General features: G+C 35.8%; 17 protein-coding genes and 1 other RNA gene. 11 read left to right on the forward strand and 7 right to left on the reverse strand.

Translation table 11 applies throughout. The features are described from left to right. Positions 1 to 142: 142 nt before the first annotated feature. Together efp and CIN_RS02635 are read right to left on the reverse strand one after the other, a co-directional pair. Entirely contained in the window at positions 143 to 709 is a 567-nt protein-coding gene (efp, locus tag CIN_RS02630) for an elongation factor P (protein WP_008853509.1), read from the reverse strand. An 86-nt stretch (positions 710 to 795) separates the two neighbouring features. Further along, entirely contained in the window at positions 796 to 1,815 is a 1,020-nt protein-coding gene (locus CIN_RS02635; RefSeq protein WP_008853510.1) for a lysine-2,3-aminomutase-like protein, read from the reverse strand. Positions 1,816 to 1,934: 119 nt separating this feature from the next. On the opposite strand from CIN_RS02635, the gene epmA reads away from it, so the two are divergent. Then, positions 1,935 to 2,924 (forward strand): EF-P lysine aminoacylase EpmA, encoded by a 990-nt coding sequence (gene epmA / locus CIN_RS02640; protein WP_040363716.1) that lies wholly within the window; start codon positions 1,935 to 1,937, stop codon positions 2,922 to 2,924. Positions 2,925 to 3,061: 137 nt separating this feature from the next. After that, complete coding sequence (locus CIN_RS11305; RefSeq protein WP_050798317.1) at positions 3,062 to 3,796, forward strand: fasciclin domain-containing protein; 735 nt, start codon at positions 3,062 to 3,064, stop codon at positions 3,794 to 3,796. A 56-nt stretch (positions 3,797 to 3,852) separates the two neighbouring features. Here CIN_RS11305 and CIN_RS02650 read toward each other — a convergent pair whose 3' ends face one another. Beyond that, positions 3,853 to 4,485 (reverse strand): thiamine phosphate synthase, encoded by a 633-nt coding sequence (locus tag CIN_RS02650; protein ID WP_008853513.1) that lies wholly within the window; start codon positions 4,483 to 4,485, stop codon positions 3,853 to 3,855. 251 nt (positions 4,486 to 4,736) lie between these two features. On the opposite strand from CIN_RS02650, the gene CIN_RS02655 reads away from it, so the two are divergent. The 3 genes from CIN_RS02655 to CIN_RS02665 all read left to right on the forward strand — a co-directional run bounded on the left by CIN_RS02655 (position 4,737) and on the right by CIN_RS02665 (position 8,224). After that, positions 4,737 to 5,132, forward strand: coding sequence for a GtrA family protein (locus tag CIN_RS02655; protein ID WP_040363717.1), 396 nt, complete (start codon positions 4,737 to 4,739; stop codon positions 5,130 to 5,132). Further along, a complete protein-coding gene (locus tag CIN_RS02660) occupies positions 5,129 to 6,115 on the forward strand; it encodes a glycosyltransferase family 2 protein (RefSeq protein ID WP_245527808.1) in 987 nt (328 codons plus the stop codon). The genes CIN_RS02655 and CIN_RS02660 overlap by 4 nt, the downstream gene beginning before the upstream one ends. 63 nt (positions 6,116 to 6,178) lie before the next feature. After that, positions 6,179 to 8,224, forward strand: coding sequence for a hypothetical protein (locus tag CIN_RS02665; protein ID WP_008853515.1), 2,046 nt, complete (start codon positions 6,179 to 6,181; stop codon positions 8,222 to 8,224). A gap of 58 nt (positions 8,225 to 8,282) precedes the next feature. On the opposite strand, the gene CIN_RS02670 is transcribed toward CIN_RS02665, so the two are convergent. Together CIN_RS02670 and CIN_RS02675 are read right to left on the reverse strand one after the other, a co-directional pair. Next, positions 8,283 to 9,206 (reverse strand): class I fructose-bisphosphate aldolase, encoded by a 924-nt coding sequence (locus CIN_RS02670; RefSeq protein WP_008853516.1) that lies wholly within the window; start codon positions 9,204 to 9,206, stop codon positions 8,283 to 8,285. An 88-nt stretch (positions 9,207 to 9,294) separates the two neighbouring features. After that, positions 9,295 to 9,789 (reverse strand): hypothetical protein, encoded by a 495-nt coding sequence (locus tag CIN_RS02675; RefSeq protein WP_040363718.1) that lies wholly within the window; start codon positions 9,787 to 9,789, stop codon positions 9,295 to 9,297. Between the two features lie 126 nt (positions 9,790 to 9,915). On the opposite strand from CIN_RS02675, the gene CIN_RS02680 reads away from it, so the two are divergent. From CIN_RS02680 to CIN_RS02695, 5 genes are all read left to right on the forward strand, one after another. Continuing rightward, entirely contained in the window at positions 9,916 to 10,167 is a 252-nt protein-coding gene (locus CIN_RS02680; RefSeq protein WP_040363719.1) for a hypothetical protein, read from the forward strand. Positions 10,168 to 10,192: 25 nt separating this feature from the next. After that, positions 10,193 to 10,534, forward strand: a complete 342-nt coding sequence (locus tag CIN_RS02685; protein WP_008853519.1) for a cell division protein ZapA — start codon at positions 10,193 to 10,195, stop codon at positions 10,532 to 10,534. A 9-nt stretch (positions 10,535 to 10,543) separates the two neighbouring features. Beyond that, a non-coding RNA gene (gene ssrS / locus CIN_RS11655) (6S RNA) lies at positions 10,544 to 10,701 on the forward strand. An 11-nt stretch (positions 10,702 to 10,712) separates the two neighbouring features. Further along, positions 10,713 to 11,282 (forward strand): 5-formyltetrahydrofolate cyclo-ligase, encoded by a 570-nt coding sequence (locus CIN_RS02690; RefSeq protein WP_008853520.1) that lies wholly within the window; start codon positions 10,713 to 10,715, stop codon positions 11,280 to 11,282. Positions 11,283 to 11,284: 2 nt separating this feature from the next. After that, the gene (locus CIN_RS02695; RefSeq protein WP_008853521.1) at positions 11,285 to 12,103 is read left to right on the forward strand and encodes a TIGR00282 family metallophosphoesterase; all 819 of its coding nucleotides are present in this window, start codon (positions 11,285 to 11,287) and stop codon (positions 12,101 to 12,103) included. 50 nt (positions 12,104 to 12,153) lie between these two features. Here the strand turns inward: CIN_RS02695 and CIN_RS02700 are convergent, their stop codons facing one another. Next, complete coding sequence (locus tag CIN_RS02700) at positions 12,154 to 13,374, reverse strand: energy transducer TonB (protein ID WP_050798318.1); 1,221 nt, start codon at positions 13,372 to 13,374, stop codon at positions 12,154 to 12,156. A gap of 161 nt (positions 13,375 to 13,535) precedes the next feature. On the opposite strand from CIN_RS02700, the gene CIN_RS02705 reads away from it, so the two are divergent. Next, a complete protein-coding gene (locus CIN_RS02705) occupies positions 13,536 to 14,195 on the forward strand; it encodes a DNA-3-methyladenine glycosylase family protein (RefSeq protein WP_008853523.1) in 660 nt (219 codons plus the stop codon). Here CIN_RS02705 and CIN_RS02710 read toward each other — a convergent pair. After that, positions 14,190 to 15,191 carry an NAD(P)H-quinone oxidoreductase gene (locus CIN_RS02710; protein WP_008853524.1) on the reverse strand — a complete coding sequence of 334 codons (1,002 nt, stop codon included), beginning with the start codon at positions 15,189 to 15,191 and terminating at the stop codon, positions 14,190 to 14,192. The two genes, CIN_RS02705 and CIN_RS02710, sit on opposite strands and share 6 nt — an antisense overlap. Positions 15,192 to 15,213 lie beyond the last annotated feature (22 nt).

Consider the following 15,213-nt stretch of genomic DNA (forward strand, 5'->3'; position numbering starts at 1 on the left):
GGAATTCCTGAAATTGTAAAAGAGCTTTATTGAGCAGAGTTGTTCACCAATAAAGGGAACAAAGATGCCTGTCATTTTAATAATAAACAGACATCTTTATAAAAGACATATCGTTATTAAAAAAACTATATCTTAATATAAATTAAGATTTTGCTCTTTCAACATAACTACCATCTTCAGTTTTAACAACAATTCTTTCTCCAGCTGCTACAAATGGAGGAACCATTGTTTTTACACCATTAGACAACATTGCTGGTTTATAAGAAGAACTTGCTGTTTGTCCTTTAACAACGGGTTCAGCTTCTACAACTTCCAACGTGACTTGTGCAGGGAGTTCAACAGAAATAGGATCACCTTCAACTAATCTTACGATTAATTTCATGTTATCTTGTAAGAATGCTAATTGATCACCAAAAATTTCTCTATTGAGTAAGAATTGATCAAAAGTTTCAGGATCCATTAGAACGATGTTTTCACCATCTTCGTAAGAATATGTGAATTCTTTATCTTCGGTCATTAAGCGTTCTACGCTATCAGCAGTACGCCAACGTTCGTTGGTTTTATTTCCTGTTTTGAGGTCACGCATTTCCACTTGGATAAAAGCACCGCCTTTACCTGGAGTGATAATTTGTTGTTTAAGGACAGACCAGCGACGACCTTCATGTTCAATCACTTGGCCTGCACGTATTTGGTTTGCCTGTTGTTTCATTGGTTTTCTCTACAAAATAAACGGATAAAGTGAAGATTTATAGTCTTCTTCTTTGAAAAAGGCAAGTAATTCACTGCCTTATTCTTTTAAATTTGACGTATTTTGTGGTTGGGGTCAAGCACAGAGTGAGGCGTTTGTGGATTAAAATAATCTGGGCCAAGAGGGACTTTGCCATGCCCTCCAGGAATGTCCAACACATAAGTCGGCCAAGCAAGGCCAGTAACACGTCCACGTAACGCGCTTAATAGTTGACGTCCTTTATCAATAGGCACATAAAATCGAGCTGTACCAGGAGCTTTATCAAGTTGATGTAAATAGTAGGGTTTAATACGCCACTCGACAAAGTGACGGAGTAAAGATTCTAGAGTTTCAACATCATCATTAATGTTTTTTAATAAGACTGACTGACTTAATAAAGGAATACCTGCTTTAACAAGCGTTTTAATAGCTTGATACGCTGCTGAGGTAAATTCTTTGGGATGATTGGCATGAACAACAACCCATAGGGCTTTATCACTTTCTAGACTATCGATGAATTCTGCTGTCATTTTACTGGGAGCAGAGAAGGGAACGCGTGTATGAATGCGAATTGTTGTGACGTGAGAAATTTGATTTAAGGTTTCTATAATATGCTTCATACGACGAGGAGAAAGAATAAAAGGATCGCCACCAGATAAAATGACTTCTTGGATTTGGGGGTGATTTTCAATCCATTGTAGCGCATTTTCTAATTGTTGATCGCTTAATAATCCATTATCTGGACCGACTTGTTCTCTGCGAAAGCAAAAGCGGCAATAAACAGGGCAAATGAGTAAAGGTTTTAATAAAACGCGATCTTCATAACGATGCACAATTCCAGGAATAGGAGAGAGAGCCTCATCAGCGATAGGATCGTTTAGTTCATCTGGATGGGTAATGGCCTCTTCTGGATGAGGGATATATTGCAATCCAATGGGGTCATCAGTTGTTTGAATTAAGTTAACCATTTCTGGAGAAATAGCGATGGCATAGGTTTGAGATAACTTGTCGAGAGAGAGAACCTCTTGTTCTGTAATGAAGTTATGTTTTAAAAGTTCATGAACAGTGCGGAGGGTTTTATTGGACATACGAGGACAAGACTTTTAATTCATTTGAGGTAAGCAAGATTCAATTTTGTAAAAACAAAAAAATCGCATATTTAATAGAAATATGTAAAGTAAATTAAGAGAAATACAAGGACTCTTTTGTGAATAGATTAGATCGCTCCTCTCTTTTTGATCGTTTACCTTTGTTAAGGCGACGACAATTAATAATTAAGGCAATTAGAAGTTTTTTTGATGCTAGAGATTATTTAGAAGTAGAGACCTCTTATTTAGTGCCCTCTCCAGGTGAGGAGGTTCATTTAGAGCCATTTTTGTCCATATATGAAACCCCTTGGGGTGAGAAACAAAATTTATTTTTACATACTAGTCCTGAATTTGCGATGAAAAGGATTGTGGCAGAGCTACATCAGCCCGTTTACCAGTTGGCTCGGGTGTGGCGGAATAAAGAAGGTGGGCCGACGCATTCTCCTGAATTTACAATGCTAGAATGGTATCATCCTCATTGTTCTTTGGTAGAATTAATGGATGAGACAGAGCAGCTTTGTAAAGTCTTGTTTCCTCAACAAATTAATTATAAAAATCAACAAATTCGTTTTGATCTTCCTTTTGAATGTTTGACGATTCAACAAGCATTTCAACGCTATGTTGGGGTTGATATTTTGTCTGTGCCTGAGAATGCTCAGTATTTGGCTGATGCAGCAGGATGTAAATTGCGAGACAGTGAAACGTGGGAGGATTTGTTTTTTCGATTATTACTTGAGAAGATTGAGCCTAATATTGGCAAAGAACGTCCTACTTTTTTAACGCATTGGCCAGTTAAACAAGCAGCTTTGGCTAAAATTGATTCAGCAGATCCTCGCGTTGCATTACGTTTTGAGTTGTATGCTGGCGGATTAGAGCTGGCGAATGCCTTTGAAGAGTTGACAGATCCTATAGAGCAACGACAACGCTTTATGAATGATCGACAGCAGCGTGAAAATCTATATCCAAATGCTCCTCGATGGGAAATGGACGAGGCTTTTTTGAAGGCTTTATCAATGATGCCCCCTTGTTCAGGAATTGCGGTGGGTGTAGATCGCTTGGTCATGTTAGCAACAGGTGCAAAAAATATTCAGGATATCTTATGGATATAAGACAGAAGATATTTACAAATATCTTGAGAAAAACATATATAGAGAGCTTGTCGAAATGTTCGAGAAAAGATAAACCTAGAATACAAAAGAATGATTTAAGTCATTTCAACCGTTCTTTAAGGGAATAAATTAAGGCCATGTCAAAGTCTATAACAAAAAATCTTGTTGTTATGTTTAATAAAAACAAAACCATCATGGGTGGATTATTTGGAATGGCAGGGCTACTTGCTTTGGCTGGATGTGGTGGTGTTCCCGAACATGAACGTGAGTGTCAGTGGCAAGGAACGCCCTCATGGTATTGTCGTCATACGGCAAAAGCAGATTCTTATTTTGTTAGAGGAAATACACAATCTTACTTTATTCCAGCTTATACTGGACCAAAAGATTTTCCTGTTCCTGATATGCCTGTCTATGCAGATGAAACACTTGATCAAACGTTACGCGCTTCTGTTGTCTTAGGTGACTATAAAGAAGCATTAAGTAAAACCGGATTATTAGCATTGGTTGAACGTCAAGGCCCGTATACTTTGTTTGCTGTGCCAAACTATCCTATGGAGCATCCAAATTTTACTGTTGATGGATCTCTGATGGATGCACAGAATGAAACTCTTTTAAAACAATTAATGGCTTATACCGTTGTTTTAGGAGACTATCCACCTGCTAAATTAAGATCATTAATTGCTAAAAATGGTGGTTCTGTTGGGTTAACCACTTTTTATAATGAAAAGTTAATTGTTACGATTGATCCTCAAACGGGTGAATTAGTAACGAAGAATAAGATTGGACAGGTTAATAAAATTTGGATCAATGGTATTCCACAAGCCAATGGCACATTATATGTCAGTCAAGGTTTGTTGAATTTCGTAAAATAATTATCTTCGGTTATTTTCTGTGAATAAGCAAAAATATTCACAGAAAATATTAAGAGTTATTTTTCATTTTCAGTTTCTTGGATCGCTTTAAGTATGCTCTTAACACCTTGTGTAGGGCCCCCAGTGTGATTCCAGACTGCTCCACTAACAGATAAAAAATCGGTGCCAGCTTTGACAAGAGGCTTGCAGTTTTCTGCCGTAATACCACCTGTTGCGACGACAGGAATTTCCATCATTTCAAACCACCAGCTTAATAGATCAACGGGTGCTCTGATATTTGTATCTTTAGATGGAAAAAAAGGACCGAAAGTAATGTAGTCCGCACCCTTTTCTCCTGCTTTCATTGCTATATCTCTGCTATCATAACATGAAACACCTAATTGTAAATCATCACCTAATTGGGCTCTTACAAGTTCAATCGGAGTGTCTGCCATGTCGATGTGAGCACCATCACAACCGCACTCCTTTGCTAAATCTGGACGATCATTTAAAATAAAGGCAATATCATGATCTTGGACAACAGGTCGTAATATGTCGATTGCCTTTCGGATTTCATCATCAGATACATCTTTTAATCTTAATTGAACAGCCGCAACAGGGCCTGCATCTAAAGCTTTAATGAGTAAAGGTTTAAATTTAAATGGATCTAAAGAGGGAGGGGTTAATAAGTAAAGTTCACACGGATTCATAGGTAATCTCTATAAGTTGATGACGTTAGCATAGTATGTCTGTTGATCCTGTATAAATAAAAGAAAAAGACATCAATAGAAAGATATATTCTTTTTCTTATTAAGGATAACTCTAAAAGTTGTCATTGTTTTATCACTGTGATGATATTTATCGCTGTATAAACCCTCTATTATGTAATTAGCTGTTTTTTCTTCACTAAAAGTATGATTTATAACCTTAATATTCTATTACAAATTATGAAAATGATAAAATGTGGGTTATCTTTAGTAAGTATATTATAGTAGGCGCTGCAAATACTTTGCTGACTATGCTTGTGATTTTCGCTTTGATGCATAGTGGCGTCAATATGTATGTATCTAATGCATTGGGTTACGTTGTTGGTATTGTTTTTAGTTTTATTTTAAACTCACTTTTTACATTTTCAGCAAAGTTAAGTTTTGAAAAGCTTATTAAGTTTTTGATTGTGTGTTTAATTTCTTACCTTATTAATCTAATAGCAATTAAAGCTTTTTTCTTATTATTTCCTAATCGAATATATCTTGCTCAGTATAACATGCATCTTGAAGTATATATTGCACAGTTGTGCGGTATGGGATTCTATACAGTTACCGGCTTTGTTTTGAATAAATTATGGGTCATGAAATGAATAATCAAATAGCGAATGATACAAGTCTAAAAATGAGGGATGCTATTCCTTCTTTGACAATTGTCGTGCCATGCTATAACGAAGCAGAAGCGTTTATATATTGCGTCGATGCATTGAAAAATATTTTAATTGACTTAATTTCAAAGCAGAAAATCCAAGAAAGCAGCCATATCTTATTTGTAGATGACGGTAGCAAAGACAATACTTGGTCGCAGATCAAGCAAGCTGCAGGACAATCCTCTTACGTTCAAGGCTTGAAATTATCTCGTAATCGAGGACATCAAACGGCTTTGATTGCGGGGTTATCAGCAGTTGAGACTGATGTGTGTATAAGTATTGATGCAGATTTGCAGGATGATACGAAATGTATTGAGCAAATGATCGATAAATATATACAAGGTAATGATATCGTTTATGGTGTGCGTAACGATCGTTCTACTGATAGTTTTTTTAAACGAAATACAGCAAATATTTTTTATGGTTCTATGTCAGCGATGGGAGTAAACCAAGTTGAAAACCATGCGGATTATCGTCTGTTAAGTAAAAGAGCTTTAGCTGCTTTGTTAGAATTTAAAGAACAAAATCTATATATTCGCGGGTTAATACCGTTACTTGGTTTTCATAGTGATAAAGTGTTTTATACCCGAGAAGAGCGTATTGCAGGCGAATCAAAATATCCACTAAAGAAGATGTTGGCCTTGGCAATTGAGGGAGTAACATCATTAACAGTAACTCCTTTACGGTTGATTTGCGGAATGGGTTTTTTAACCTGTTTTTTATCTTTTTTAGCAATTATTTATATCTTGATTGCTAAATTCTCTGGGCATGCGGTCGAGGGGTGGACATCTGTCATTATCTCTATTTTCTTTTTAAGTGGTGTTCAATTATTATCGTTAGGTGTAATCGGCGAGTACATTGGGAAAATTTATATGGAAACTAAACAGCGGCCTAAATTTTTTATTGATGAAAAAACTAATGATTAATATTTATTTTGTTTTTATAAAGCAATAAAATAAGTGTGGTTATAGGAATGTTAGAGTTAGTCGATGAAACAGAGTTTTTTTTCTTTTTACAAAGTTATACTAATATTACTGGTAATATTATTTGTTATTGGTCATACAGTTTATTTTGTTACTTCAGAACATAATATATATTATTGGGATTATGATGGATATTGGCGTTTTTGGGAGGATATGTCTGTACGTATTGCTCATCAACCGTATAAAGCTTTTAAATTTATATTAGGATCTATTAATTGTAATGATTACAATGTGTTGCCAGTTGTAATTCCAACAGTGTTTAGTTTGTTGCCGTTGTCTTCAAGGCTTTCTTATATATTATCTATATCCACTTTTTATTATATACCTGTAATATTACTATTCTCGTATATATTTTGTAACTTTATAATTAAAGATCAAAGATCAATTGGTAACTGGACGATAGCAACAATATTACCAGCAACGTTTGTTGCGTTTTGGGTTCCAACTTTAGCAGGTTATCCTGATATTTGTGGATTAGTCTTTATATTATTAGCTGTATTATACCAATTTAAATTTGATATTGGTGATAAAGTTCAAATAAAAAAGATGATAGTATTAGGCATTCTTTTATGGAGTCCGTTTTTATTACGTCGTTGGTATGCTTATACAGTGGTTTCTTTGTATTTTTCATTGCCTATATTAAATTATTTACTTTTTTTTGATAAAACACGTATGTGGCCTAAGCTTAGAACGATTTGTATTGCTTTTTTTATATCAGGTATAACAAGTTGTATATTTGCATTTATTTTTCAACATGAACTTGTTCATAGAATTATGAATACAAATTATTCAGATATTTATGCCGCCTATCAAAGTGGTATGTCGCAATCTATTGCATCTTTATTTAATAGTTGTGGTTATTATATTTTACCATTTTTTCTTTTTGGAATAGTGGTTGCTTTATTAACCAAAAATAATAAGCAAAAAGTATTTATCATTTTTTGCTTATTTAATTTAATATTTACATTCTTTTTATTTACGAGAACTCAAAGTCCTGGTGAACAGCATAATTTGCCATTCGCATTATGGATATTATTTATTGCATGTTATGCTGTTACTTGGTTAAACAGTCGTCTATCTAGACCTATTTTTTCTACAATATTTATAATTTGTATGATTTGTGCGCTTGGATACGTGGATCAGAAGAGTTTATTTGATAGAAATTCTTATACAGAGTTACAAGCAGCTTTCCTTCCTTCTAAACATTTGCCATTAAGAGTGGATAATTATTCTAATTATCTCCAGTTAACAAAAGATATAGAGCAGTTGGCAGGAAATAGTAAAACAATTACTATTTTAAGTTCAAATCATGTTTTGAATGATGAGATGATAAATACTATTTCTGGTCAAAAGTTAAGTAATCATATTATATTTGCGTCACAAGTTGATTTAAGAGATAAATTTAGAATTAATCCTTTTTTGTCAGATTATATTATTGTTGTGGATCCTCCTCAAACACATCTTGGTGAGCAAAATCAACGAGTGATAACAATCCCAGTAAATAATTTATTACAAAAAATTAATATTGGTAAAGCCTATGAAAAAATTGGTCATTCTTATCAATTAGATGGGAACGCAACAGCTTGGATTTATAAAAAAGATAGATCATTTACACACGATGAAATCTTTGATTTTCTAAATCAATATTATCAATATTATCCTCAATGGAAGTCCATATATAACCAGGGGTTATATACTTCTTTTTTAACAGCACATATTACAAAAGGAGATGTGTATGGGGGGGGTAATATTGATGAACTTACTGGAGATATTTTTACACATCCAGGAGATAATACACCAACAATTATTGAATGGGTATTAAAGGATGTTCCTAAGTTGAAAATTCAATCAACAAATAATGAATGTAATCAACAGGATACAATCAAGATTTTAATTTTAGCAGATGGCCTTGCATCAAAAGAAGTTAGTATTCCTCATGGAGGTGACGTTGTAGTAGATATGATGCCTTGGCAAAATATTTTATCTAAAATGGTGATTGAAAAGAATAAAAGTTCTGGTTGTGATGCGTTAACGATTTCAGCAGTTAAATAGACTTGAGAATAAAAAAGGGAGTATAAAACTCCCTTTTTTATTGAATAATTTTTGAATATTAGGATTGCTGATTAAAAATATTGGTTACTTTTTCTAATATTGCTAAAGCTTCTTCGCGTTTACGTTGAAAAATATTTCTGCCAATAATGGCACCACTTGCGCCGCCGTCATTTAGATTTTGGAATGTTTGGAATAAATTTTCTTCATCTGTTGGTTCACCTCCAGAGAAAAGAACCAGTCGGCGTCCGGCAAATGCTGCTTGCATGATATGTTGTGTACGCTTGACGAGTGTTGAAATGTCAATTTCTTGCTCTTCGTAAACTTTTTTAGCAGCACCTAAACATAAATGATCTGAAGGTGGTTTGACTTTGATAATGTGAGCACCTAATTGTGCTGCAATATGAGCTCCATAAGCACATACATCTACAGCAGTTTCATCGACTTTTTCTAAGAATGGGCCTCCACGAGGATAACTCCAAACAATAGAAATTAAACCAGCCTCTTTTGCTTCGCGGATGATATCTTGTAAAATATTGATCTGCTCATAACAGTGATCACTGCCCGGATAAATGGTATATCCAATACCGATGCATCCCAAGCGAACGGCTTCTTTAACAGATCCTGTAATAGCTTGATTCTTTATATCATTGAGGCTGTTCGCATTATTAAGTTTTAGGATAGTGGGGATTTGGTCTCCATAAGTAAAAGCACCACATTCTAAGGCTCCTAAAGGTGCGGCATAAGCGCTTAGACCGGCATCAATGGCTAATTTATAATGATAATGTGGGTCATATGCTTCTGGGTTTGCAGCAAAAGATCTTGCTGGACCATGTTCCACCCCTTGATCTACCGGTAAAATGAGTAATTTTCCTGTACCAGCAAGCTTTCCTTGCATTAAAAGACGAGCAAGATTATTTTTTGTAGCAGCATTATCGGCTTCATAATTTTCAAGAATTTGTTTTACTTGAGGGGTGATTTTCATGCTTTAATTACCTGCTATTCAAGTTTTAAATATGTAGAATCTTATTATGAATTATATAATAAGGCTACTCATATTAAAGTGAATTTTGTTATTTAGATAGAGTATTTTTTTTGAAATTTAAGTCTAATAAGTTAAAAGAGTTTGGTTTGATATCCATGATTGTTACGTTTATGGATGTTGCACGATTTTGCAGGTTTTTAAATTGTGCTGATGTATTATCAAATAAAATGTATTTTTGTCCGGCACGAAGGGCAGCCATTGCAAAACCTGCGTGATCATAGCAATCCAAGATATCAGTAATGACGTATTGAGATAGAATAGGGGAAGTTTGATGAATGAAAGATAACCACCAACGTACTCCCATGTATGATATAGCATTTTGTGGAGAAAGAAGGTAAAGAGAAGGAGTGTTTTTTTGTGTTTTTTTTATAATAAAACTTGTCTTTTTAGCGATCTCTGCAATAAAGTAAACGTGTGCAAGATGATTGACAACAAAACAAGGAATTCGTTCGTTCATTAAGTAATGGGTTAATGTTGTTGTGAATGATTTTTGGGGTAAAAAAGTATAAGGGTTTTCTATCATTATTACGATTTATGAGATGCTGTGTATATTGTAATTAACGGATTTTATGATTAATTTTAGATAAAGAACCTTTTAAGAATAGTAAAGTTATTTATTGGCTACGATACACAGAGGGGCAAAAAGACCGTGGTGCAATCAGACGTAATGGATACAAAAAAGTCAGATGAAGATGTGAATAGATTGTCTTCTGTGGCGCTCTCTTCAGAGCAACGTTTAGATGAAGCCCTTACTTTTATTGAAGATTTTCTTATCGAACAAAATAATCATGTTGCTGTACAACAGAATCTATCGAATAAAGAAGTTGTTCTTGCGAATTTAGATATATTAATCTCACGTATACAAGATATATTACAACAAGTAGATACGCTAGAAAAGTAAAGAAACGGGTATTAGAGAATAATCAATGGCGCAAGTAACGATTACAATTAATGGCTTTGGGTATACTGTCGGATGTAATGATGGACAAGAGGCCCATTTGCAAGCAATGGCAAAAGTGGTTGAGGAACATATTGATCTTATTCGCCAAATCGGTGGGCAAAGTGGTGAAGGTAGATTACTTGCTCTGGGTGGATTGTTGCTTGCTGACAAATTGCATGATATGGAAGTCTATATTGCTAGTTTAGAAAAACAGTTGGATAAGCAAAAGCTGAAGCAGCTACAGCAAGAAAATCAAGATCTCAAGAAAAAAATAGATAGCTTTGCAGAACGTGTAGAATCTATTGCAGGGAAGCTTAATTTATCATAAAATAAATGAATGGGGCTGCCTGGTTTGTTAGGTAATTTATACTCCCGGGCCGATAATCACTTCCAAGGGAACTGGCGCTGTCGTGACCGTGGTCTCGTTATACTGGTACCCACCTGTATTGACAGGTCTGGAAGAGTTAATAGACCGACGGCTAAGGCGGCTTCATTTAATTGAATAAATGACTGATATTTTACAACAAAAACGTCAATTAAGAGATCAGCTTAAAGCAATAAGAAAAGATTCTGATCTATTTCATAGTCAACATACTTCTTTTTTAATCGAAAATATATATCGGTTTGTTTGCACTTCATGCAACTCCAAGGCAGTTATTGCTTGTTTTTGGCCTTTGGAAGGTGAAGCAGATTTAAGACCATTAATGCATCGGTTATATCAAGATGGATATCAGATTGCATTACCAAAGACACCTCTTAGAGGAAATCCACTAACTTTTTATGCTTGGTCTCCGACTGCTTCGATGCAAGAAGGGCGGTATAAAACGATTTATCCAGATACAGAAATTGTTAGGCCTGATTTGATTTTAGTTCCATTAATGGCATTTGATCGTGATGGAAATCGATTGGGGTATGGTGGGGGATATTATGATCGTACACTACAACATTTTCCAAGTGCAAAGGCTGCTGGGATTGCTTTTTCTTATCAAGAGGTAACGAGAGTTCCAACAGAAAAATTTGACTTTTCTTTGCCTGCTATTATTACAGAATTAGAGATTATTTATATAAAGGGTTAATTGTGCGTATTGTTTTTTTAGGGGATATCGTTGGTCGCAGTGGTAGAGAAGTTGTTATTCAAGAGTTACCAGCATTAAGAAATAAATTATCTATTGATGCGGTCGTTGTGAATGCGGAAAATGCTAGTCATGGTTTTGGCTTGTCCCCGGCAATTGCAGAGGATTTGTTTAAAGCTGGTGTTGATGTGATTACTTTAGGTAACCATAGCTGGGATCGTAAAGATTTAATTCCTTATATTCGTAATACGCCTAAAATTATTCGCCCGCTTAATTACCCTCCACAAACCCCTGGGGCTGGTCATTATATTTTTATGTTGCCGAATAATAAAAAGCTTCTCGTGATTAACGCATTAGGTCGTTTATTTATGGAACCGATGGATGATCCTTTCAGAATGATTGATGAGCTTTTATCTAAATATCGTTTCGGTATTGATGTTCATGCGATTTTAATTGATATTCATGCTGAAGCTACGAGTGAGAAGGCGGCTGTAGCTCATTATTTTGATGGACGAGTTTCAATGGTAGTTGGCACGCATACGCATATTCCTACAGCTGATTATCGTATTTTGCCTTCTGGAACGGCTTTTCAAACGGATGCTGGAATGTGTGGGGATTATAATAGTGTGATTGGGATGCAAAAAGAGGCAGCGATTTATCGTTTTGTCACGAAAATGCCAGGGATGCGTTTAAGTCCAGCTGAGGGATCTGCGACCTTATGTGGATTACTTGTAGAAACAGATGATAAGACAGGAAAAGCCTTAAGAGTATCGCCTATTCGCTTAAAAGGTGATTTAGATCCAATTTTACCACAGTGGAAGTAGAGATGGGTTCTAATCAGCATATTATTTAAGTATGCTGATCTGTTTCAAAATTAACGTCGTAATAAAAGATAATTAATAGTTAAATTTAATTCGAAGTGATCAGGAAGGTCTGGAGGAATGTTTGGTAATCGTGCATTTCTAAACATTCCTGTAATAGCAGCATCTAAAGCATCGGATCCCGAAGAATTTGTAAGGGTAACGGATAATACATAACCATTTCTGTTTAAGGAAACCTTTACAGAAGGACTTCCGTCTTCTCCTCTTTGAGCTGCTTCAATAGGGTAGTACATATGTTTATAAACCCAAGTAGAAATAGCTTCAGCATAATCATCACTAACCCCTTTAATATTAATTTTTGCTGCATATGGGACATTAATTTTACCATTTTTAACTAATGGGCCTGTTGACATATCAATGCTTGAGCGAGACCCTTGAGGTAATCTATTTCTTGCTGCTCTACGTCTTGATTTGTTTGGATTTTCACTAAAATCAAGTGTTTGCATATTTGCAAAAGGATTATTCGATTGTTCAGGTGTCGGTTGTTGTCTATGCTGTTGTTGGCGTCGAGGTGGCGTATAACGATAGGTGTATTGATGGTCTCTTGTTGCTTGCTTTTGTTGTTGAGGAATAGGAATGGGGATACCATCCGTATCTTGAGGTAGCTCTTCTGTTTGAGGTTCTGGCGCAGAGACATCTTGTTCAGGTGTTGGCGGAGGCGTTACTTCAGGTACAGCAGCAGGTTGCGGAGGAGGAGAAGATTGTCCGTCTTCAGCGGTAACGCCATCTCCTGTTAGTCCACTTGATCCTGTAGGGCTTGGTGCAAAAACAACATCGACAGGTTGACCTTGGCTACTATTTCCATCCATAGGAGGGGCGGGAAATACCATAGTGCCTAAATAGATTCCTAAGCAGATAAGGCCATGAGCAATCAGTGATCCGGCTAAATAAAAGACAAGCGATTTTTGTTCGGGCTCATTTCTATAATGTAAAAGAGAGTGTTTTGCATGCAACGTAGGAAGAGATGGTGCTAATGGTGGAGGTTCTTTTTGTATTTTTGTTAGCGCTGAACTCTCCGAATAAGCTTCTTTGCGTAACAAAGGAAAGCCTGCAAGCTTTATTGCTGTAGCTTTGGTTTTTTTTACAAATTCTGGGCGTTGTGAAGAGATAGGTGTATGATGAATAGACTCATTAGGAACCACAGATCCAACTGAATGATCACGGGACGACGCGCTGAGTTTCTTTTGGTTTAAGGGTCTGTCCGTGTTGGTCATTCGCTTGTTTATCTTCGCCTGCTTTTGGTTTTAATAAGGGTTCTTTGATATCACGTCGTAAAGTAAAAAAAAATATGTAGAAATAAAACAAAATGATATTTTTGATATTTGTATTTTCTTTACTAAAACACAATAGTATTTTTTTAAAAAGGGATAGTTTTATGTCTGATTGGCAACAAAAGATACAAGAAGCAACAGATTTCCTATCAAACATAGATCCAGATCTTGCTTTGGTTATTCAAAAAGAAAAAAACTGTCGCTTACAAGTCAAACAAAAGCAAGAACCTTATTTTGCATTGCTTGAAGCAATAGCAGGTCAGCAACTTCATGCTAAGGCAGTGACAGCCATTTTAAATCGCTTAAAAGCTTTGAACAATGGAGCATTGCCAAGTACCGATAAATTATTAACTTACACCGATGAAGCGTTACGTTCTTGTGGATTTTCTTTTCGTAAAATTGCAACAATGCAGAAGTTAGCAATGGCAACGCAGGAGGGAAATGTGCCTTCTTATGAGCAAGCTCAAAATATGTCTGACGAAGCATTAATAGAATTATTAACGCAACTTCCTGGCATAGGAGTTTGGACGGTTGAAATGTTCCTTATTTTTACTTTGGGGCGCTTAGATATTATGCCTGTTCATGATTTTGGTATTCGAGAAGGTTGGAAAATTTGTAAGAAACTATCCGAACAACCTAAACCGAAAGAACTCAAAGAAAAAACATTATCTTGGAGTCCTTATCGATCTGTAGGTGCTTGGTTTTTATGGAGAGCTGTGGATCAGAATAAACCAAAAGAAAAACAGAATCCATTCACGTTATAAATGAGATAAATCGAGAATGATTTTTCCGTTATGTTCTCCGGATTCCATCAGTTCATGGGCCTGACGAACCTCTTCAAAAGGAAAAATCTTATAAATAGAAGGAGATATTTTGCGTTGGGCAAGTAAAGGCCAGACATGTTGCTGGAGTTCTTTAGCGATATGCCCTTTGAAATCTGTAGAGCGAGGGCGTAATGTGCTGCCACACACTGTGACTCTTTTAGTCACAATTTTTGCTAGATTAACATCATTAGCTTTGATACCGCCTTGAAAAGAAATAATGACTAATCGGCCATCTTCGCTTAAAGAATCAATATTCTTATTCAAATAAGCAGCAGCCATAATATCAAGAATAATATTAACCCCTTGTTGATGAGTTAATTCTTGAATTCGTTGGACAAAATCTTCGTCATGATAATTAATGAAGTCAGTAGCACCGAGTTTTTTACAAAACTCACCTTTTTCTTGGCTTCCTACGGTCGTGTAAATGGTGGCTCCAAAATTTTTAGCAATTTGAATAGCTGCGGTTCCTATGCCGCCGCTTCCACCATGGATTAGAACTGTTTCACCAGCTTTAAGCTTGCCTATTTCAAATAAATTTGTCCATACGGTGAAAAAAGTCTCTGGTAAAGCTGCTGCTTCATATGCAGTAAAACCTTCTGGCCAAAGAAGACATTGTGTAACAGGAACTGCACAATATTGCGCATATCCTCCACCATTGGTTAATGCACAGATAGAATCACCAACTTTAAAAGGTGAAGAAGAAGGTGCAGAAACCACTTCACCGGCAATTTCTAAGCCTAATAATGGGCTGGTATTGGGAGGCGGTGGGTATAATCCTTTGCGTTGCATAAGATCTGGACTATTAACACCTGCTGCTTGTACACGCACCAAGACCTCATCATCATGACATGTTGGGATAGGGAGGGTTGTTAGGGATAACTCTTCTGGGCCACCAGGTTGATTAACAATAATGGCTTTCATTTGTTGTGCTGTCATGAGATTTTACCTTAAATTAAAG

It is taken from the genome of Commensalibacter intestini A911, from assembly GCF_000231445.1.
GTDB lineage: Bacteria > Pseudomonadota > Alphaproteobacteria > Acetobacterales > Acetobacteraceae > Commensalibacter > Commensalibacter intestini.